Annotated in this window: 19 protein-coding genes; 9 read left to right on the plus strand and 10 right to left on the minus strand. The window is 43.0% G+C overall.

What is annotated here, in order from left to right:
• Positions 1 to 56: 56 nt before the first annotated feature.
• Positions 57 to 1,163: a 1-acyl-sn-glycerol-3-phosphate acyltransferase gene (locus ACFI6G_RS05430; RefSeq protein WP_010431252.1), complete on the plus strand. Its 1,107-nt coding sequence runs from the start codon at positions 57 to 59 to the stop codon at positions 1,161 to 1,163.
• Between the two features lie 162 nt (positions 1,164 to 1,325).
• Here ACFI6G_RS05430 and ACFI6G_RS05435 read toward each other — a convergent pair whose 3' ends face one another.
• Entirely contained in the window at positions 1,326 to 1,925 is a 600-nt protein-coding gene (locus ACFI6G_RS05435; protein WP_010431249.1) for a hypothetical protein, read from the minus strand.
• 104 nt (positions 1,926 to 2,029) lie between these two features.
• Between ACFI6G_RS05435 and ACFI6G_RS05440 the strand changes: the two genes are divergently transcribed.
• Positions 2,030 to 2,332 carry a DUF1496 domain-containing protein gene (locus ACFI6G_RS05440; RefSeq protein WP_010431245.1) on the plus strand — a complete coding sequence of 101 codons (303 nt, stop codon included), beginning with the start codon at positions 2,030 to 2,032 and terminating at the stop codon, positions 2,330 to 2,332.
• 37 nt (positions 2,333 to 2,369) lie between these two features.
• Here the strand turns inward: ACFI6G_RS05440 and ACFI6G_RS05445 are convergent, their stop codons facing one another.
• Positions 2,370 to 2,669 carry a YfcZ/YiiS family protein gene (locus tag ACFI6G_RS05445; protein ID WP_010431242.1) on the minus strand — a complete coding sequence of 100 codons (300 nt, stop codon included), beginning with the start codon at positions 2,667 to 2,669 and terminating at the stop codon, positions 2,370 to 2,372.
• A gap of 531 nt (positions 2,670 to 3,200) precedes the next feature.
• Between ACFI6G_RS05445 and ACFI6G_RS05450 the strand changes: the two genes are divergently transcribed.
• Positions 3,201 to 3,662: a TetR/AcrR family transcriptional regulator gene (locus tag ACFI6G_RS05450; RefSeq protein ID WP_010431239.1), complete on the plus strand. Its 462-nt coding sequence runs from the start codon at positions 3,201 to 3,203 to the stop codon at positions 3,660 to 3,662.
• Between the two features lie 393 nt (positions 3,663 to 4,055).
• Here ACFI6G_RS05450 and ACFI6G_RS05455 read toward each other — a convergent pair whose 3' ends face one another.
• From ACFI6G_RS05455 to ACFI6G_RS05480, 6 genes are all read right to left on the minus strand, one after another.
• Positions 4,056 to 4,838: a heme ABC transporter ATP-binding protein gene (locus ACFI6G_RS05455; RefSeq protein WP_016768807.1), complete on the minus strand. Its 783-nt coding sequence runs from the start codon at positions 4,836 to 4,838 to the stop codon at positions 4,056 to 4,058.
• Complete coding sequence (locus tag ACFI6G_RS05460; protein WP_016768806.1) at positions 4,838 to 5,875, minus strand: FecCD family ABC transporter permease; 1,038 nt, start codon at positions 5,873 to 5,875, stop codon at positions 4,838 to 4,840. The genes ACFI6G_RS05455 and ACFI6G_RS05460 overlap by 1 nt, the downstream gene beginning before the upstream one ends.
• A gap of 125 nt (positions 5,876 to 6,000) precedes the next feature.
• Positions 6,001 to 6,891 (minus strand): heme/hemin ABC transporter substrate-binding protein, encoded by an 891-nt coding sequence (locus ACFI6G_RS05465; RefSeq protein WP_016768805.1) that lies wholly within the window; start codon positions 6,889 to 6,891, stop codon positions 6,001 to 6,003.
• Positions 6,892 to 7,040: 149 nt separating this feature from the next.
• Positions 7,041 to 7,454 carry an ExbD/TolR family protein gene (locus ACFI6G_RS05470; RefSeq protein ID WP_016768804.1) on the minus strand — a complete coding sequence of 138 codons (414 nt, stop codon included), beginning with the start codon at positions 7,452 to 7,454 and terminating at the stop codon, positions 7,041 to 7,043.
• Positions 7,451 to 8,152, minus strand: a complete 702-nt coding sequence (locus ACFI6G_RS05475; RefSeq protein WP_016768803.1) for a MotA/TolQ/ExbB proton channel family protein — start codon at positions 8,150 to 8,152, stop codon at positions 7,451 to 7,453. The genes ACFI6G_RS05470 and ACFI6G_RS05475 overlap by 4 nt, the downstream gene beginning before the upstream one ends.
• A gap of 2 nt (positions 8,153 to 8,154) precedes the next feature.
• Positions 8,155 to 8,970, minus strand: a complete 816-nt coding sequence (locus tag ACFI6G_RS05480) for an energy transducer TonB (RefSeq protein WP_016768802.1) — start codon at positions 8,968 to 8,970, stop codon at positions 8,155 to 8,157.
• 160 nt (positions 8,971 to 9,130) lie between these two features.
• On the opposite strand from ACFI6G_RS05480, the gene hutW reads away from it, so the two are divergent.
• The 4 genes from hutW (at position 9,131) to ACFI6G_RS05500 (ending at position 12,461) form a co-directional block, all read left to right on the plus strand.
• The gene (hutW, locus tag ACFI6G_RS05485) at positions 9,131 to 10,540 is read left to right on the plus strand and encodes a heme anaerobic degradation radical SAM methyltransferase ChuW/HutW (protein WP_016794535.1); all 1,410 of its coding nucleotides are present in this window, start codon (positions 9,131 to 9,133) and stop codon (positions 10,538 to 10,540) included.
• A 58-nt stretch (positions 10,541 to 10,598) separates the two neighbouring features.
• Positions 10,599 to 11,120 carry a heme utilization cystosolic carrier protein HutX gene (gene hutX / locus ACFI6G_RS05490; protein WP_016794536.1) on the plus strand — a complete coding sequence of 174 codons (522 nt, stop codon included), beginning with the start codon at positions 10,599 to 10,601 and terminating at the stop codon, positions 11,118 to 11,120.
• A 153-nt stretch (positions 11,121 to 11,273) separates the two neighbouring features.
• A complete protein-coding gene (gene hutZ / locus ACFI6G_RS05495; protein ID WP_016794537.1) occupies positions 11,274 to 11,804 on the plus strand; it encodes a heme utilization protein HutZ in 531 nt (176 codons plus the stop codon).
• Positions 11,805 to 11,918: 114 nt separating this feature from the next.
• Complete coding sequence (locus ACFI6G_RS05500) at positions 11,919 to 12,461, plus strand: ATP:cob(I)alamin adenosyltransferase (protein WP_462710168.1); 543 nt, start codon at positions 11,919 to 11,921, stop codon at positions 12,459 to 12,461.
• A 93-nt stretch (positions 12,462 to 12,554) separates the two neighbouring features.
• Here the strand turns inward: ACFI6G_RS05500 and ACFI6G_RS05505 are convergent, their stop codons facing one another.
• Complete coding sequence (locus ACFI6G_RS05505) at positions 12,555 to 13,469, minus strand: chemotaxis protein (RefSeq protein ID WP_462710169.1); 915 nt, start codon at positions 13,467 to 13,469, stop codon at positions 12,555 to 12,557.
• Between the two features lie 269 nt (positions 13,470 to 13,738).
• Here ACFI6G_RS05505 and ppiC point away from each other — a divergent pair, with 269 nt between their 5' ends.
• Positions 13,739 to 14,017, plus strand: coding sequence for a peptidylprolyl isomerase PpiC (gene ppiC / locus ACFI6G_RS05510; RefSeq protein ID WP_010431207.1), 279 nt, complete (start codon positions 13,739 to 13,741; stop codon positions 14,015 to 14,017).
• A 282-nt stretch (positions 14,018 to 14,299) separates the two neighbouring features.
• On the plus strand, positions 14,300 to 15,688 hold the full coding sequence (locus ACFI6G_RS05515; protein WP_010431206.1) for an alpha-amylase family glycosyl hydrolase: 1,389 nt from the start codon (positions 14,300 to 14,302) through the stop codon (positions 15,686 to 15,688).
• A gap of 125 nt (positions 15,689 to 15,813) precedes the next feature.
• On the opposite strand, the gene ACFI6G_RS05520 is transcribed toward ACFI6G_RS05515, so the two are convergent.
• The gene (locus ACFI6G_RS05520) at positions 15,814 to 17,685 is read right to left on the minus strand and encodes a methyl-accepting chemotaxis protein (RefSeq protein WP_010431204.1); all 1,872 of its coding nucleotides are present in this window, start codon (positions 17,683 to 17,685) and stop codon (positions 15,814 to 15,816) included.
• Positions 17,686 to 18,070: the final 385 nt, after the last annotated feature.

Genomic DNA, 18,070 nt, shown 5'->3' on the forward strand with positions numbered 1-18,070 from the left:
CGAGAAGTCAAAACAACGCGTAGAATGAGCCAGCTTTTTATTATATGAATTAAAAAATGACCTCTCCAAGCGATCCATATGTTGATATTCGTCCTTACGGCGATGATGAAATTCCTGCGGCACTAAACCGTCTTATTAATGATGAAGAATTTATCAGTGCGATTTTGCACTACCGTTTTTCAAACCATGCGTCTTGGTTCAAAACGTTAATGAGTCCAATTCTACGCGTTTACTTAAAAATGAAGTGGAGCAAGCTGACTAGCGTCGAATCCATTCAGATTGAAGTGAAAAAATACTTACGTGACACGCTAGCTAAAACCACCAATGGTGTGACATACACTGGCTTAGAGTCATTGGATACTGATCAAGCTTACCTGTTTGTATCAAACCATCGTGACATTGCTATGGATCCTGCGCTAGTTAATTACGCTTTGCATCAAAAGAACCATCAGACTTGTCGTATTGCTATTGGTGACAACCTATTGAAGAAGCCATGTGCGACTGAATTGATGCGTCTAAACAAGAGCTTCATCGTAAAACGTTCTCTGAAAGGGCCGCGTGAAATGATGAAAGCGTTAAGCCAGCTTTCTTCTTACATTAAGCACTCTTTAGAAACGGGTAACTCTATCTGGATCGCTCAAAAAGAAGGCCGAGCTAAAGATGGTAATGATTTCACTGAGCCAGCAATTCTAAAAATGTTCCACGTAGAAGGACGTAAGCAAAAAATCGCATTCCCTGAATATGTGAAGTCGTTGAAGATCGTGCCTGTTGCTATTTCCTACGAAAACGATCCGTGTGACACCGCGAAAGCGATAGAACTTTTTGAGAAAGACGTAAACGGCAGTTATGAAAAGGGTGAATTTGAAGATATCGAAAGTATCATTCAAGGCATCATCGGTAACAAAGGGCGCGTGCACGTTGGTTTTGGTCAGGTTATTGACCAAGACTTTGATACGCCTGAAGCGCTTGCCGAAGAAATCGATCGTCAAATACACGATAACTACAAACTGTTCCCAGTAAACTTATTAGCAGCCGAAAAAGAAGATGACTCAATTACAGATTCGGTTAAAAAAGAGTTTGAAGAAAAGTTATCGAGCTTGCCACAAGGTGCTCGTCAGTACTTGATTGATAGCTATGCGAACCCTGTGAAGAACATTGGTTAGTTCGCGTTCACTTATGGCTAGTTTGCTTATGATGATTAGGCGAACGAGCGCATTAGCTAACTAACAAGTGAATGAATTAAAAAAAGGAGCCTTGGGCTCCTTTTTTGTGTCTGGTTTTGGTCTTTTATTGCCCATAAGAACAAAAAACGAACTTCGTCTAAACTAGCGAGCAACAGCACCGCCGAGTTCTAAATTGGTTGGCCATGTCGTCACGGCGTTACCACCTAGATAGATATTGCCTTTGACCGTCATGGTGTCTGGAAACTCGGTAATGGCAGAGCCGCCAATATACAAATCACCGTCAATGACGATACCGTTTGGAAGTTCCGTCAAAGGAGTTCGAATGACGCTTAAGTCACCTTTTACTCTAAAGCCATTTGGAAGCCTCTGTAGTGGAGTATCTGTGAGATTAATAAATCCACCGACGCGCACACCTCTTGGCCAACTGGTGATTTGGCTGCCAATCAAGTCGGCGTAGCCCTTTATCTTAATGCCTGTAGGAACTCTTGTCAGTTGGCTGTTAGACGCTTTAAGACTGCCGTTCACTTCTAAACCTTTCGGTAAACGGGTAATTGCGGTGTTCTCTATATTTAGATTACCATCAACAATCAGGCCGCTAGGAAGTGATGTGTACGGCTTATTACGTAAATATAAGTTTCCGTAATTATCCAAATGGTTCAATATTTGATACTGATCGAGGGGTTCTGCTGCCACATTTGTTATGGTTAAATAACCAATAATAAGTGCAATTATTCGGATCATAACAAGCTTCTTTATTACGATAAACGATAACACTATAATGAAAAAATTATTCTCGCCTAGTGTTTTACTCATTTATTGGTAGGTAAAAAAGGAATAGAACGACAATGATAGGTAAATTTTGGGTTGGAACAAAGCGTCAAACTTTACAGGCTTTTATGCTTCTAACTTCTATGTGTTGTTCAATATCAGCGAATGCTAATGAAATAATATCAACGCCCGCAAAAGCAGCTGTGGTCGTCACTCAGAGTAGTTCACAGCAACGAGTTTGTTATTACAATGATAAGGCTTATAGCATAGGTGCTGTCGTTGAGGTTTCAGGAGTGGTGATTAAATGTACAGCGGAAAATGATTTTGAAACTAATGGGGCACTTGGTTGGGTTGAAATGATAAAAAAAGACGAGCAGTAAGCTCGCCTTTTTATTTGTATGAATATTGATGCTTATATTAACGCGCTAGAGAGCGAGTTTTAAGTTCAAAAATAATTTTTTCAGCGCTGACTTCAAATTTAAAGCGCGCTTGCAATTCAGTGCTATCTTCTGTCATCTCTGACGTTTCAAACTCAACATTGCTAGACACTTGTTTTGCTAACTCAACGTACTTAGCAAACTCAGCTTCAATAAGGGCTTTAGAGCTACCGTAAACCTTTACTTCAGCAACTTCGTCGCCTTCTTTAATGATAAAGCCGATTTCACCTGCACAACCGCAAGCTTCGCATACATCATTGTTACCGTTATCTTGGCTCATAAATAATCCTCTTACAAAATCTGAGGTTATTCTAACGAGCAATTTGAACGGTATCTACAAAAATTAAAATCTTTGAACTAATTTATACTGGTATGCTATGTTGTTTGTTTAGAGGTGAAATGAATATCAACATTCGCGACGCAAAATATGTATGTGATCTCCATCATGTTTTGTCGAAGATTAATGTTATTAATTTGTCAGAATATCATTCACTTAGTTGCACCAGGAATGATTTTATAAGACTATCTATCGCTTGATAGGTATTTATACAATGAATTTTTCGTTGGGTATTTCATATTCTAAGTAGTTATTTAAAATTGCAGACTTAGGATCGTAAGGTGATTATTCGAAGAATAATTAGACAAAGCGTCCAGAGAGGCGTCACTGTAGAATTATTCGTACATAGTATTTGTGTGAAATTAGTTATAAATACTTGCGAAAAAATACCTTGCTCACATAATGCTGATAACGATTTGCATTCTGACTTCATTTGATTGAGTTAGATGGATTTACAAAGAGAAGAGCCTGAATATGCCAAAGCGTAGTAAAGAAGATACAGAAATCACTATCCAGAAGATCATGGATGCCGTTGTAGACCAGTTGCTAAGGTTGGGTTACGACAAGATGTCATACACGACGTTGAGTCAGCAAACGGGCGTTTCTCGTACAGGTATAAGCCACCATTTTCCAAAGAAAACTGACTTTACAGCTGCACTAGACGGTCGTATTTTTAAGATGTTCATGGAACACATTGACTTTGAAAATGGTCTTGACGCATTTTCGGCTAGCTGGGTTAGCGCACTTGAAGACGCTGAATTCCTGGCTATCTTACGTCTACTTTTCCATCATATCGTTACAGCTGAAAGCGCGCACGAATTTGCTGCAAACGGTATTGATCGTCTATACAAACTGACGGAAACTCAGTTTGGTGAGACTAGCGGTAAAGAACTAGAGTGGTTGATTGGCAAGTCATTAATTCGTATGAGCCAATAATCAACACGCCATAAAAAAAGCTCCTGAGGGGGCTTTTTTTATGGCTGTAATTTCACTTTTCATTACTCTCCTCTAATGTATTGGTCTTGTTTTCGTCGGTTTACTTCCGTCTTGATAGCGTTTATTTCTTTTCTTTTTATATGCTTACGTTTTCCATGCCTTTACTAATAATGGTCAAATCTCCGTACCACCAACGGCTATGGTTCATATTTAGAGCCTCAAACGCTTAGGATGAGACGTTTTGGACTTTATTGCTATGGTTGCTAATAAAGTTGAGTTTGAGACGCGAGAGAGGCTATGAGCCAATAAAAAAGCCTCGAAAAAATCGAGGCTTAGTATGACTTAGTTGTTATTAAGAACGAATACTTGAAATGAGTAGGCCTTAAACCGAGCTTATTGAGCGGGGTGAACTTGAGGAAAACTCATGGTTGGGTGCTTTTCTACGATACTCTTATAGCCATATACATCCTCAATCATCGAAGGTCTAAGTGCCTCCCAAGGACTACCATCGCAAATCAAGTTCCCGTTTTTTAAGACTACCAATCTATCTGAGTATTGTGCGGCTAAGTTAAGATCATGTAGCACGACGATAACAGCAGCATTGTGATTGTCGGCTAACTCTCTCGCGATCTTTAAGGTGTTGTGCTGGTGGGCGAGATCCAGTGCAGACGTAGGCTCATCCAGCATTAATATGCATTGATCACCAGAATAGTGAAGCTGAGTTAACACTCGAGCCAAGTGAACTCGTTGTTTTTCACCGCCAGATAGAGAAGGGTAGAGCCTTTCACTTAAGTGAGTCACATCGGCAACATCCATTTTTTTGCTAGCAATGCTTTTGAGGTTTTTGTGGGATTCTTGCAGAGGGATTCCACCAAGTTCAACAACTTCATGTGCTAGGAAGGGGAAGGTTAACGTACTGTGTTGAGGAAGCATAGCCAGATGCTTTGCAAGCTTATGAGAAGGCCACTTGTCTTTAGTGTGTCCAAAATATTGGATATCACCGTTGCTTGATATTTCTTGGCACAAGGCTTTGAGTAGTGTGCTTTTACCCGCGCCATTTGGCCCAAGCAGTGTGGTTACCTTTCCCGCTTCAACCTCAATAGAAACGCCATCTAATATCACTTTATTGCCGAACTTCACTTCGATATCGGTCGCTTTTAACGCTGAAGGAAACATTAAAGGATTCTCCCTTTCTGTTGAAATAGTAGGTACAGGAAGAACGGTGCGCCGATTATTGCGGTGACAATACCTACAGGTAGCTCTGCTGGAGCAAGTATCACGCGTGAGAACATGTCTGCGGCGGTTAACAGCAATGCACCTAAAACGGCAGATAAGGGAAGTAGAACTCGATGATCCGGGCCCGCTAACATGCGACCTAAATGAGGGATCACAAGCCCGATAAAACCGATCATCCCAGACAAACTAACCGTGATTCCTACGCCTGCGGCGGTCAGTAGAATCAACTTTCGTTTAAGTTTTTGTACTGGGATACCAAGGTGTTGCGCTTCTGACTCACCTAAGAGCAGGGCGTTCAGTGACATCGCTTGGCGGTAGAAAATAATAAACAATCCAACGAGCGTGACAGCAGCAAGTAAAATGCCAGACCACTTAGCACCCGCTAATGAACCCATTGACCATAATGAAAGATCACGCAGCATTTGGTCATCAGCAATGAAATTCAAAAAGCCAATACCTGCGCCAGATAGTGCACTGATCGCTACACCCGCTAACAGCATGATGGTGACTGAAGTGCCAAATTTGCCTGTACCCAGCTTATACACCAATAGCGTAGTTAATGCGCCACCAAGAAAGGCGAAGACAGGGACCGCAGCAAAATTCATAAATGCTGGGTATTGGACGGAAATTTTTGAAAAAAGGACAATAGCTAATGCGGCACCCAATGCAGATCCGGCTGACACGCCAATGATTCCAGGCTCGGCAAGCGGGTTTCGAAATAAGCCCTGCATGACTGCGCCACATAAAGCGAGTATTGCGCCGATTAGCATGCACAATATCGTTCTGGGTAAGCGAATTTCTTGAATCACCAAATTGATGTGAGGTGCTAAGTCATTGTTTAGTTGGAGCAGGCTGGCTGCGCTGTCAGCCAAGCTAATGTTCATTGGCCCAACAGTGATCGAGTACAGCGCGACGAAGACTAAGGCAGTTCCTAGGCCTAACATCGATGTTTTCAGTGGGACGGATCGTAGCAACATAAAGGGCCTCAATGTCTATCACTAGCTTCAATACTGATCACCGACTTCGCAAAAAGCGAGACGGTGATGAGCATTAAGCAAGCAACAGTAGAAATAGGGTAGTCTAGTTATAGCGGGTAGATAAGTTATAACGGATAGATAAGTGCGTTTAATCGCTTCGCTTCAGAAAGGCTTTCAAGGCCAAGCCCTCCAACTAAAGCGCTGCCCTTCACAGTAATAATTTGCTTGTTCATGCCTGCTGGCGTCGCCGCTAGCATAGGTAACGATTTAAGAATGGCATCAGCGCCGCCAATTTTCTGGTAGCTACGTCCGCTCACTAAGATGACATCTGGCTGCATTTCTATCAGAGATTCCATCGACAATGGCTTGTAAGACGTTAGGCTTTGAGCTGCAGGGTTAACACCGCCAGCCAATTCAATGATCGCGTTTGGTGAAGTCTCACCACCGGCAACGTTCGCAGGGCGACCTTCATGCAACAACAGGAAAAGCACCTTCTTCGCTTCGTTGCTTGGTACTTGGTTTGCTTTCAGTGCTGCAACCTTCTGATTGACTTCGGCTTTAACTTTCTGTGAGTGTGCTTCGGTATGGGTAATCTTGGCGATTTGGTCTATTCGCTGTAATAGCCCTTCAACATTCGCTTCGGTATTGACGATCTCTACATCGACGCCCGCAGATTTCAATTGAGATATTGCGTTATCTGGCCCCATTTCATCTGAGCCAACCAGTGTTGTTGGCTGTAATGCTATCAAGCCTTCTGCTGACAGGTTTCGGTGATAACCAATTTTCGGCAGGTTCTCTGCTTGAGGGAAATGGCTTGTTACATCAATCGCCACTAACTGATCTTGAGCACCCAGCGCTAAAACTAATTCGGTAACAGCACTGCCCGCGCTGATGATTCGAGGTTGTTCTGTATCGTTGGCCATTGCTGCTGGCGCGGTCAGAGCCAAGCTCATCGCAGCGATTGATAGTAAATGCTTGTTGGTCTTTAATTTATTGAGCACGTTTAAGTTGTTCATAATAAGTTCTTTATATTTTCTTTTTGTATCGCGAAGATACTCAGTGAGCAGTCCGTTCGCATTGTGAGTTCGAGTCGATAGAGAGGCTTAGCTCTGATTGTTTAGTCTTATCGGTCAGAAGCCAAACCTCGTGAAAATTGAGTCTTGTTTTAGCCATCGTCAGTGAGCAATTGAGTCGCTGGTATTCCGTTTTCTTGAAGAAATGAAAGCAGCTTCACTAAGTTTTCAACGTTGGCGGCTTTATCCGCGCCAATGATGATCGGCTTTTTATCTGTTGAACCTGTCTCTTCTAACAAGGCAATCTTGAAGTTTTCCCAGTCGATGTACTCTTGGCCGTTAATCGCCCAGTAGGGTTCATGGTCTAGAATGTTGACGCTAATCGAGTCTTTGTGGACTTCAGAAACGTTTTTAACGTCAGAACTAGGCAGTTCAACTTCCAGTGACTCCAGCTTTACTGATGCCGTAAGCAATAGAAAAACCATCACGATAAAAATGATGTCGAGCAGCGGTGTTAAGTCCGGCGCTAGGCTCTGTGTGTGAGATGAGTGGGGCGTCTTAATCATGCTTGGCTCACATCACCGATAGAGGCTTTGTTGACTGGCTTACCTTGATTATCATCAGATTGATTGGTTTGAATCGACATACCTTCTAGCCACACATTCACATAGTTCAGGGTATGTTCTAGCTGAGCGAGTACTCGGTCAGCCCAAAGGCCTAATAGCTGTGCGCCTGAAATTGCAGGCAGTGCAATCATCAAACCTGCAGCTGTGGTTCTCATTGCTAAGCCAAGGCCGTCAGCTAGATCATTTGGTGTAATACTTCCGGTGGTAGCAGCTACACCTTTGAACATCTCAATAAGACCAAGCACCGTACCAAGCAAGCCAATTAGTGGACTGATCACGCCGATTAAACCAAGCAACCTTAAACCTGCATGAAGCTGGTGGCGTTTTTCTTGTAGCCAGATGCCTGCTGCATCTTCACGTAGTCCTTTCGAAAAAGAGTGGTGAGCAAGCAACATCGAGACGCCCTTGTACAGCAGCGGTCTTTTCCCTGAAATAGACTGAGCAAGCGCTTCAATCTCTTTGTTGTTGGTTGGTGATATTTGATTGAGCTCGCGACGAATGGCGCGCTTGCCAACACCAATGCTTAACATCACTTGGAAGACTCGTTCAGCGATGATCATTGCGGTTAATGCTGAACATATAAGAAGAGGCCAAGTCATTAAGCCAAGTTGATCTTGTAAGTAACTGATTTGTTGCATGATTAATCCAACCTAAAACGAACAGGTATTTGTACACGGTGAGCAATCGCTCGACCATTGACAGTGTGAGGTGAGAATTTCCATTGTTTAATGGCGTCTAAAGCGGCGTTGTCGAGCATTAGTGCGCCTGATGAATTTACTAATGCTTGTTTAATCTGTTTGCCTTCAGCGTCTAACCAGACCTCATAAGTTGCGACACCTTCAACCCCACGACGTCTCGCTTGGCGTGGGTAATTCGGTGGTGTCGGGCGTGAAGAAAAAGAGGGCTTAGTCACTAATACGGGCTCTTGGTTTGATACGCCTTGGTTTACTTCCTGAGGTTGGTTGGCAGACTCGGCCAGATTTCTATCGATTTTCTTGTCGGCCAGTTTTTCTGGTTGAGGCGTTGGTTTGGACTTTGGTTCTGGGCGTTCTTTCTTAACGACCTTTTTCTGAGTCACTGGTTTCTTTTGAATCGGCTTCTTTTCGACTCTCTTTTCAACAACCTTTTTCTCTACTTTCTTGGGTTGAGGCTTATTGGTGATCGCTTTTTTCTTTGGCGTCGGTTTGGCTTGTTTTGGCTCAACGGCCTTGGGTTCGACAGGTTTAGGTTCAGCTTGTGAGACTGTTTCTTTGATTGGTTCTGGTTCAACCGGCTCTGTGATGGTTTTTTGTTGAGCTTGAGAAGGCGTGCTCTTAGGCGTGAAGTTGATCGATACCGTGTTCGATTGGCTACCTGCAGGCATCGCGAATACTTTGGATTCTTGAGCGACAAACAATAGCGCTGCATGAATCACTAACGATGCACCGCCTGCAATAACATATCTAGGAACGTTCACTTTCAATCCTTTACCAAATCTAAAATCTGTACCGGATTATTGCTCAGAATCTAAATAAGATCAATTATCAATTGCATTATCATTTGCGTCTATTTATGATTCTCTCAGTTTTAGCGAATAGTCTTCCAGACTTTGCTATGTAAGTGTTTAGAGAGATTATATGAGTCTTGATATTTATAAATTTGACGAATCAATTGTGGGGGTTTCTACCCCAGATCCGCTTCGTTTTGCGTTTGCTAAAAAGCATTCTGCACACGCCGGAGGAAGTTCAATTCCGGTCGACCCGAGTAAGAAGTTGGAGCTTTTTGATGAACTGATGCTAAGCGAAGGGAAAAAACAGGATAAGCGTTGCTTGTATATCCATATTCCTTTCTGCCGTGTGCGCTGTACGTTCTGTAACTTCTTCCAAAATGCCGCAAGCCGCAAATTAGTGGATGAGTACTTCGATGCTCTGATGGTTGAGTTGAAGCAAAAAGCCAAAACGCCTTGGGCTCAGTCTGGATTATTTCACGCTGTCTACATTGGTGGCGGAACACCTACCGATTTATCACCTCAACAAGTAGAGCAATTAGGTAAGGCTATTCGCCAATATTTCTCACTAGCAAACGATGTTGAGATGACATTGGAAGGGCGCATCAATCGCTTTGGCGACGAGATGTTTGATCGTGCGCTTGAAGGTGGTTTCAATCGTTTCTCATTCGGTATTCAAAGTTTTAATACTCAAGTTCGACGCAGTGCTAAGCGCCTAGATGACCGAGAGATTGTGCTAGAACGGGTCAGTGCTTTGAGTCGTACCGAGCAAGCGCCAATCGTTCTTGATCTGTTATACGGATTGCCATACCAGTCAATGGAAGTGTTCCAACAAGATTTAGAAGACTACATGTCTACTGGTGCACACGGTATTGACCTCTATCAACTGATTGTTGGGGGTAATGCACCTATGCTTAATCTCGTTGAGAAAGGAAAAATCCCACCGCCTGCCAATACGCCAGATAAGGCGAGTATGTACTTGGCGGGCGTCGAGTTCATGGCAAAAAATAAGGTCAAGCAACTGAGCGTGAATCACTGGACTCGTGATAACCGAGAACGCAGTATTTACAACAGCTTAGCGAAAACTTATGCCGAAGTTCTGCCGATTGGTTGTGGTGCTGGTGGCAACATCGGTGGTCATGGAGTGATGCAACATCGAACTTTAGACAGCTACATGGAGTCTATAAAACAAGGTCAGCTGCCGATTGCGATGATGACGAAGCAAAGCTCACTAGAGCCAATCTTCTCGACATTAAAGGCAAGCTTTGACTCTGGTGTTGTTAGAAGAAGTACGTTACCGACCTTTTTGGGACAAGACACGTTCGATTACTTGAAGCCTTTGTTCTCACGTTGGGAGAAGAATGGTTTGGTTGAGCTTTCAGAGAATTACCTGAGCCTGACTATTGCTGGTAGCTTCTGGGCGGTAAGCCTCGCTCAGAGTGTGATTCAAGTGCTTAACGCTGAATATCAAGCGATGCACCCTACACCGAAAGTGTCAGCTTCGGGCGTTCACCCGCATGCAAGCTTGAAGCACGCTTAATATCGAATTTTAAATTTAGAACTTACGTAAATTACTCGTTTATACGGAAACATATTCAATGACAGATACAACATTAGAAATGACAGAAACTCTAGAACAACGTGTCGCTCGCATTCTAGAAGAAGAACCAAAACTGCTTCCTACTGCGATTGCTGAGAAGCTAGGTGTTTCAGAGGTTGAAGTGGTTGCTGCTTTTCCAAACGACATGGCGGTGATGCTAGATGGTAGCCGTGCTCAAGAAATTCTAGAAGGTTTAGTGGGTTGGGGCCCTGTGACCACAATCGTGCATTCATTCGGATCAATCTTCGAAGTAAAAGCGCCGTTCCCTAAAGGCAAAGTAGCGCGTGGTTACTACAACCTTATGGGCAAAGAAGGCGAGCTTCATGGCCACCTGAAACTCGACAACGTGAAACAGATCGGTTTGGTGAGCAAAGCGTTCATGGGTCGTGAAAGTCATTACTTCGGTTTCTTCAGTGAAACGGGCGAGAACATTTTTAAGATCTACCTAGGCCGCAATGAAAAGCGAGAGCTTATTGCCGACCAAGTTGAACGCTTCAAGGTACTTAAACAGCAAGCATAATCAAGATCGACAATAAGTTTCGAAAGGCTTAACAAAGAGCCTAACTAAGTTCAAGAACTAGCTAAAACAAGATATGAATGCACGAGGATTTTAATGATCGCTCAACCTCGGGCAAAAATAATAAATCAGAGAAAGTGAATAAAGGAATTACCTATGGAACAGCAAGTAAAACAAGAACGTCTACAAGGTCGCCTAGGTCCAGAAATTAAAGAATTTCGCCAAGATCGCCGTACCCTTCAACTTGCAACAGTTGATGAAGAAGGTCGCCCGAACGTAAGTTACGCACCTTTCGTTCAGAACCAAGAAGGTTACTTTGTTCTCATTTCTGATATTGCTCGTCACGCTCGTAACTTGAAAGTAAACCCTCAAGTCTCTCTGATGATGATTGAAGACGAAGACGGCTCAAAGCAGCTTTACGCACGTAAGCGCCTAACGTTTGATGCTCAAGCGAGTGTTGTCGAACGTGAAACGGAACTTTGGACTCAAGTGATCGGCCAGATGCAAGAACGTTTTGGTGAGATCATAGATGGCTTGAGCCAACTTCAAGATTTCTCTCTATTCAACCTGAAAGCAGAGAATGGTTTGTTCGTTAAAGGTTTTGGTCAAGCATACCAAGTTTCTGGTGAAGATCTGGTGGATTTCGTTCACCTACAAGAAGGCCACAAAAAAGTGTCTAACGAGTAACTTAGCTTAAGCTATTGTTTTAAGAGCCCTCTAATGTGAGGGCTTTTTTATGTCTGAACCAAAGATTTTGCTATATTGGCATCTGATTAATATTTTGTGTGTAAGGATCGATACGTGAAACCAGTAAGTCGAGATTGGGATGAGTTCTGTTACCCATTTATTTATGAAGACAGTCCTATCTGTGATTTTGAAATTTTGTCGGATGAACTTTGTTGTCGTATTGGATTAGTACTGTCTTTAGACCTAGAGCCTCAGGTTCGTGAGATCTTGCAACGCTTGCAGCCGAACATTTATCACTTGAATGGTTCTGTGCGCGGTAAGCTCGCCATCACCGAATCTGAATTGGTCGATCTCAAGCAAGATTATCATCACATTCGCGATCAGCTAGAAGGTGGTTTCAAAGGGTTTGTCTTACCGGGCGGGCACCGAGTGTCCAGCGAGCTTCACTTATGTCGTTGTCAGGCTAAAAAAGTCGTGCGAGCATTGGTGAGTATTGAGCATCATGAAAGCAAAAAATCGCCAGACCCGATTCTTTTTAAATACGCTAACTTAGTCGCGAACACACTCTATGCATTGGCGTCTTTTACCAATCATGTCAATGAAGTTGAGGAAGTGGAATTTGTGAGTAAGAGTTATTCTATGCCAAAGAAACCTTAAGGAAGAGTTCTACATTGATTCATCTCTAATCCTAAAGAAGCTAAGAAGCTAAACCATTAAGCATGATGCTAGGTTTAGCTTCCAAAATAGCGTCTAAGCAGCCGTAGATGCTTCGTTTAAGACTTTTGCGCCGCGTAGCATGGCTTCGATTAATTCGCCCGCATTGAACTTCTCAAGCGCTTCATGTGCACCTACCTGATTGGCTCGGTCGACACAGATTTCACTGGACAGTGAGGTATGCAAAATACAGTAGGCATGACTCAGTGCGCTGTCATTTTGTACTTCGAACGCAAGCTCATAGCCATCGAGTCCAGGCATCTCAATATCACTCACGAGAAGATCAATTGCATTGCCAGCGCTGGCTTGGCGACGCATTAGATCGATCGCATCTAAACCATTATTACAAATGCTATAAGGGATGTTGATACTGTCCAAGGCATCAGATAGCTGTTTCCTCGCGATTAAAGAGTCATCAACCAATAAGATATTCAGCGCTTTGAGACGTTCCCTTTCTACATCGGTCAGCATTGGAATATGCGCGTTTTCATAAGCCGGGTAGATCTTAGAAAGTAATAACTCCACGTCGAGCATTTGCACGATACGATCTTCAAAACGCGTAATACCAGTAACAAACACATTACGACCCACACTGGTGGGTGGCGATTCAATGCTTTTCCAATCACATTCAATGATTTTATCAATCGAACGAACCAAAAATGCCACTACTGTTCTTAAACAATCGGTGACGATGAGCACACAATCTTGGTATTCAGAGGGTGTTATCGGTCGAAAGCCAATCGCTGCAGACATATCAATGACTGGAACGGTAAGATCGCGGATGGTCACCGTACCAATCACGTGATGATGGGAGTATGGGATTTGAGTCATCGGCTGAAAAGGCACTATTTCTCTAACTTTAAGCGTGCCAATCGCAAAACTTTGAGTGAGGGATAACTTGAACATCAACATTCCCTGTGACTGACTCGCTTTACTGATTGTTTTAGCCATATGTGGCTCCTACTTAATACGCGCTTAACTTATAAGGATTAATTTAAAGGGAAATGGAAGCAGGGGCAAGTGACTAACCCGTTTTTAAGGGCCTTTAAGAGGGTTGTTTTCGGTTATAGAGTGAAGAATAGTGGTTCTTGGGTTAAAATCACGCTAAATGCGAGTTGCTGAACAATTTCTGTCGATGAAGCTAGTCGACGGGCAAATCGCGATAAACTGATCGTTAGAACTAGCAGTAACGAACTGACAGAAACAAACTGAGAATTATCATGGCAAGAAAAGCAGCAGCGCTTCACATTTTAGTGAAGCATAAAGAACAAGCAGAAGACATCATTAAACAGCTTAAGAAAGGCGCTAAGTTTCAAACACTAGCGAAGAAGCACTCTACTTGCCCATCGGGTAAAAAGGGAGGTGACTTAGGCGAGTTCCAAAAAGGTCAAATGGTGCCTCAGTTCGATAAGGTTTGTTTCTCTGGTGAGACGTTGGTACCACATCTGGTAAAAACAAAATTTGGTTGGCACGTGGTTAAGGTTCTTTACAGAACCTAGTGTAAGATATGTGTGCAATGGAATAAAAGGAGCGTATGTACGCTCCTTTTTTGTCACTTTTTGGCGTATTTAAAAGCATGATGGCTGAGTGTTCATCCCAGACGTTATGCGATAATTGGTGCTACGCCCTCAACTATCCGCCGTGACTAATTGATAGGAGGAGGAGGGGTTTTAATGAGTAAGTCATATAATAAATGCCATTCTTAAGGAAATTTATGCAGCTTTGCCTTTTAGCCTTGTCTTTATCTAGAAAGCTGTAAACAAGTTTGGTAGGAGAACAACATGGAGAGTTCAGCTATGTTAAGCAACCCAGCGACAGATGTCATATTGCATGCCTTTGACTGGTGTTACGCTGACGTAATGAAGAACGCCCCACTGATTCAAGAGTTGGGTTATAAATCGGTTTTAGTTTCACCAGCAATGAAGTCGTTACGCGGCCCCAAAGGTTGTGACCGAGAGTCTGGTACCGAATGGTGGCAACGTTATCAGCCACAAGACTATCGTGTGATTGATAATCAACTTGGCGACACGCAAGATTTCATCACGATGGTGAACACGTTAAAACAACATGGGCTTCGTACCTATGTGGACGTCGTGTTCAATCACATGGCCAACGAATCTGGCATCCGAGGTGATTTAACGTATCCCAATCAACAAGATATGGCATCCTACCAGCAAGATTCTGAGTATTACGAATCCATACGTTTGTTTGGTGATCTTTCTGAAACTCTGTTTGATGAAAACGACTTTGTAGAAGCGTTTGGTATTAAGAATTGGAAAGATACTTGGGAAGTACAAAATGGACGTATTACCGGTGGAGCGAGCGATCCCGGCTTACCAACGCTATTAGATAATGACAATGTGGTCGCGCAGCAAAGAGCTTATCTCAAAGCCTTGAAAGCTATTGGCGTGAAAGGTTTCCGTATTGATGCCGCAAAGCACATGACACTGTCACATCTGCGTAAGGTGTGGACTGATGACATCTGCGAAGAAATGCACATCTTTGGCGAGATCATTACTGATGGTGGTGCGACGGAAGAAGAGTATGAGTTGTTCCTTGAGCCATACCTCAAACACACTCGCTTAGGCGCTTATGATTTCCCGCTGTTCAATACCATTTTCAAAGCCTTTGAAGAGCAGGGCAGCTTTAAGTCTCTTATCAATCCGTACTGTTTTGGTCAGGCGCTATCGAACATGCGAGCCATTACGTTTGCTGTGACTCATGATATTCCAAACAACGAGGTGTTTTTGGAACATGTGATGGATGAAGTGGACGAACGATTGGCACATGCTTTCATTCTGGGTCGAGATGGCGGTGTACCGCTTGTTTACAGTGAGTTGAGCACAAGCGGTATTCTGGATCAGAACGGCCAGCCTCGATGGCTTAACGACTGGCAAGCGCCTTACATGAAAAATATGATTCAATTTCATAATCATGTTCATGGCGAAGCAATGCGTGTGGTTGAAGCGAATGATGATTTGTTGGTGTTTGTTCGTGGAGACAAAGGCATTGTGGTGATTAATAAATCTAAGCGATGTAAAACGGCATCACTAACTTGGACGGGTGATGTGACGGATTTATTGTCCGGTAACGTGTTTGAATGTGCAGACAAGGCTTTAACCATTAAGGTTGAACCTAACCAATGTATGATGTTGATTACTAATAGCTGATGGTTGCATTTAGGCTAAAATAGTTAGGAAATCAGAGGTTTGTAATTACTGATTCGCAAAAGAAAAGGCATGCTCAAATAATGATTAAGCATGCCTTTTTTGTTGGTTCCATCTTAGATGCAATCTTACACGGTAAACTTATTCAACAGTTCATCCTGCGCACGAACATTATCAGTTTGCACTTGCATTGCCGTATTCGCTTCTTGAGCTGAGTTTGATACTTGTGTTGAAAGGTCTTTGATCTTAACCGTGTTGTTATTGATCTCTTCCGCTACCAAGCTCTGTTCTTCTGCTGCTGAAGCAATCTGAATATTCATATCAGAGATACGCTGAATCGCGTCACGGATACGGTCAAGTGAAGAGTTCGCTTGCTGCGCGCGTTCAACGGCGTCAGTCGCAGTGTCTTTACTTTGGTTCATCGCGTTAGATACTGAGCTTGCGCCAGCTTGGAGCTGCTCGATCATGTTGCGGATTTCAGTTGTCGACTCTTGAGTACGTTGCGCCAGAGTACGAACTTCGTCGGCTACAACTGCGAAACCACGACCTGATTCACCCGCACGCGCGGCTTCAATCGCAGCGTTCAATGCCAGTAGGTTAGTTTGGTCAGCAATGTCGTTGATTACTTTAAGAATCGTTTCAATGTTTGCTGTTGCTGATTCAAGTACTTGTACTTCTGCAACGGCTTGGTCGATACGAGCTGAGAGGTTATCAATGGCTTGCGTGGTGTCACTTACTACTGAAGTACCGTCTAGTGTTGCTTCGTCAGCTTCACGAGCTGCTGCAGCCGCCCCTTGAGCGTTGTTTGCTACTTCTGTTGCAGTCACTGCCATTTCGTTCATTGCGGTTGCTAGCTGTTCAAGTTCTTGCAATTGCGTATTCATTGCGTTTGCTGATTCACCTGCACCTCTAACTGTGATTTCAGTACCACGCTTAATCTCAACGCCAATTGCTTTAGATTGAATGATTTGGCTTTGTAGGTTTTCGGTAAAGGTGTTGAAGCCTTTCGCTAGGTCAGAGAACTCTTTGTCTGTGTTGGTATCTAGGCGCTTAGTTAAGTCACCTTGTCCGCTTGCTACGTCCTGAATTGCTTCGTTAAGTGCATCAAGTGGGCGCATTAATACACGAATCAGAACCGTTAGTGCAATGATGCTGAGAATTACGGCAATCAACGAGTAAATCATCGAGCTGTTTTTCAGGTCTTCAACGGTTTGGAAAGCTATTGCTTCATCAACGATTGCCCCAATATACCAATCTTCACTTGGAATGTGAGTGAAGTTTACTAGGAACGTTTTGTCATCGACTTCAATCTCTTGAGAGCCTTCACGAATCGTAGCTTGTGGCATGTAGCTTGAGAGCATTTCACCATTGTTCTTTGCATTTGGGTGGGCGATGGTCGTACCGTCGGCTGTTACTAGGAATAGGTAACCTGCATCAAACAAGTTTACTTGATTTACTAGGGTCGCTAGGTTAGTCAGCTCTAAGTCGTAGAACATGCCAGCAGTGAAGCGGCCGTTGTCTTTTACGGGTGTACCTACTGAGATGATGACCTTTTTGCTTGATGCATCCACATAAGGAGCGGTAACTACTAAACTGTTTTTGGATTTAGCATCAATATACCAAGGGCGAATTCGTGGGTCGTAATCTGGGCCGGCTTCCCATCCGTCATCATTTTCAATGACGAAACCGTTTGCCTCATAGCCAAAACCAACTGCGAGAAAGCTATTTTTAAGCTTAGGCTTTTCTAGGATAGTTTTTACATAAGCATGATCTTGAGGAGCGATCTCGATGACTTCAGTTGTTGATTGAGCCAATGCTTTCTTGGCGTTCATTTCAGATACTACGGTGTTCTTAACACCTGAGACCATCTCATTAACGCTCGCACTGACGTGGTTTTCTACCGCACTTCTCACGGTGTAAAGTTGTTGTATTGAAAGCAATGATACTGTCACTAGCAGCAAGGCTGATGATGCAGCAACCACCTTATGGCTAAATTTCATTGAATTTTCCCCTTCTTACTGTCTTTGCGAAGATTAAAGTAAATATTGTTTCTGTGATTATATATATCGACGAGACTTGGATTTACTTGAATGTAATTTCACAAATCAGACCACAAAATACAACAACTCATACGATGTAAAATTCACTCTATTGCAAAATTACGAGTTTTAGTATTTTGTTCAATGAGTTGAAAACTTAAGCAAGCTTGAGTCTTTGGGAATTAATAATTTATTAATGAGGCGTTTATGAATATGGTTTTCTATTCAAATGAGAGGAGGGCAATAATGAATATGAAATTAAATGATATGCCGAATTTTATATATTGTTCAGGTTATAACTTAAAAGACTAAGTATATTAATTATAAATAAAAAAGCCTCACAACA

The sequence above is a fragment of the Vibrio sp. PSi01 genome (genome assembly GCF_054960695.1).

Excerpts from the sequence above, each read along its gene's own strand:
- ACFI6G_RS05460 (WP_016768806.1), bottom strand. The coding sequence starts at position 5,875 with ATGTTGCTACGATCCGTCCCACTGAAAACATCGATGTTAGGCCTAGGA.
- ACFI6G_RS05430 (WP_010431252.1), top strand. The coding sequence starts at position 57 with ATGACCTCTCCAAGCGATCCATATGTTGATATTCGTCCTTACGGCGAT.
- ACFI6G_RS05445 (WP_010431242.1), bottom strand. The coding sequence starts at position 2,669 with ATGAGCCAAGATAACGGTAACAATGATGTATGCGAAGCTTGCGGTTGT.
- ppiC (WP_010431207.1), top strand. The coding sequence starts at position 13,739 with ATGGCAAGAAAAGCAGCAGCGCTTCACATTTTAGTGAAGCATAAAGAA.
- ACFI6G_RS05440 (WP_010431245.1), top strand. The coding sequence starts at position 2,030 with ATGATAGGTAAATTTTGGGTTGGAACAAAGCGTCAAACTTTACAGGCT.
- ACFI6G_RS05470 (WP_016768804.1), bottom strand. The coding sequence starts at position 7,454 with ATGATTAAGACGCCCCACTCATCTCACACACAGAGCCTAGCGCCGGAC.
- hutZ (WP_016794537.1), top strand. The coding sequence starts at position 11,274 with ATGGAACAGCAAGTAAAACAAGAACGTCTACAAGGTCGCCTAGGTCCA.
- ACFI6G_RS05435 (WP_010431249.1), bottom strand. The coding sequence starts at position 1,925 with ATGATCCGAATAATTGCACTTATTATTGGTTATTTAACCATAACAAAT.
- hutX (WP_016794536.1), top strand. The coding sequence starts at position 10,599 with ATGACAGATACAACATTAGAAATGACAGAAACTCTAGAACAACGTGTC.
- ACFI6G_RS05450 (WP_010431239.1), top strand. The coding sequence starts at position 3,201 with ATGCCAAAGCGTAGTAAAGAAGATACAGAAATCACTATCCAGAAGATC.
- ACFI6G_RS05520 (WP_010431204.1), bottom strand. The coding sequence starts at position 17,685 with ATGAAATTTAGCCATAAGGTGGTTGCTGCATCATCAGCCTTGCTGCTA.
- ACFI6G_RS05515 (WP_010431206.1), top strand. The coding sequence starts at position 14,300 with ATGGAGAGTTCAGCTATGTTAAGCAACCCAGCGACAGATGTCATATTG.
- hutW (WP_016794535.1), top strand. The coding sequence starts at position 9,131 with ATGAGTCTTGATATTTATAAATTTGACGAATCAATTGTGGGGGTTTCT.
- ACFI6G_RS05455 (WP_016768807.1), bottom strand. The coding sequence starts at position 4,838 with ATGTTTCCTTCAGCGTTAAAAGCGACCGATATCGAAGTGAAGTTCGGC.
- ACFI6G_RS05465 (WP_016768805.1), bottom strand. The coding sequence starts at position 6,891 with ATGAACAACTTAAACGTGCTCAATAAATTAAAGACCAACAAGCATTTA.
- ACFI6G_RS05505 (WP_462710169.1), bottom strand. The coding sequence starts at position 13,469 with ATGGCTAAAACAATCAGTAAAGCGAGTCAGTCACAGGGAATGTTGATG.
- ACFI6G_RS05475 (WP_016768803.1), bottom strand. The coding sequence starts at position 8,152 with ATGCAACAAATCAGTTACTTACAAGATCAACTTGGCTTAATGACTTGG.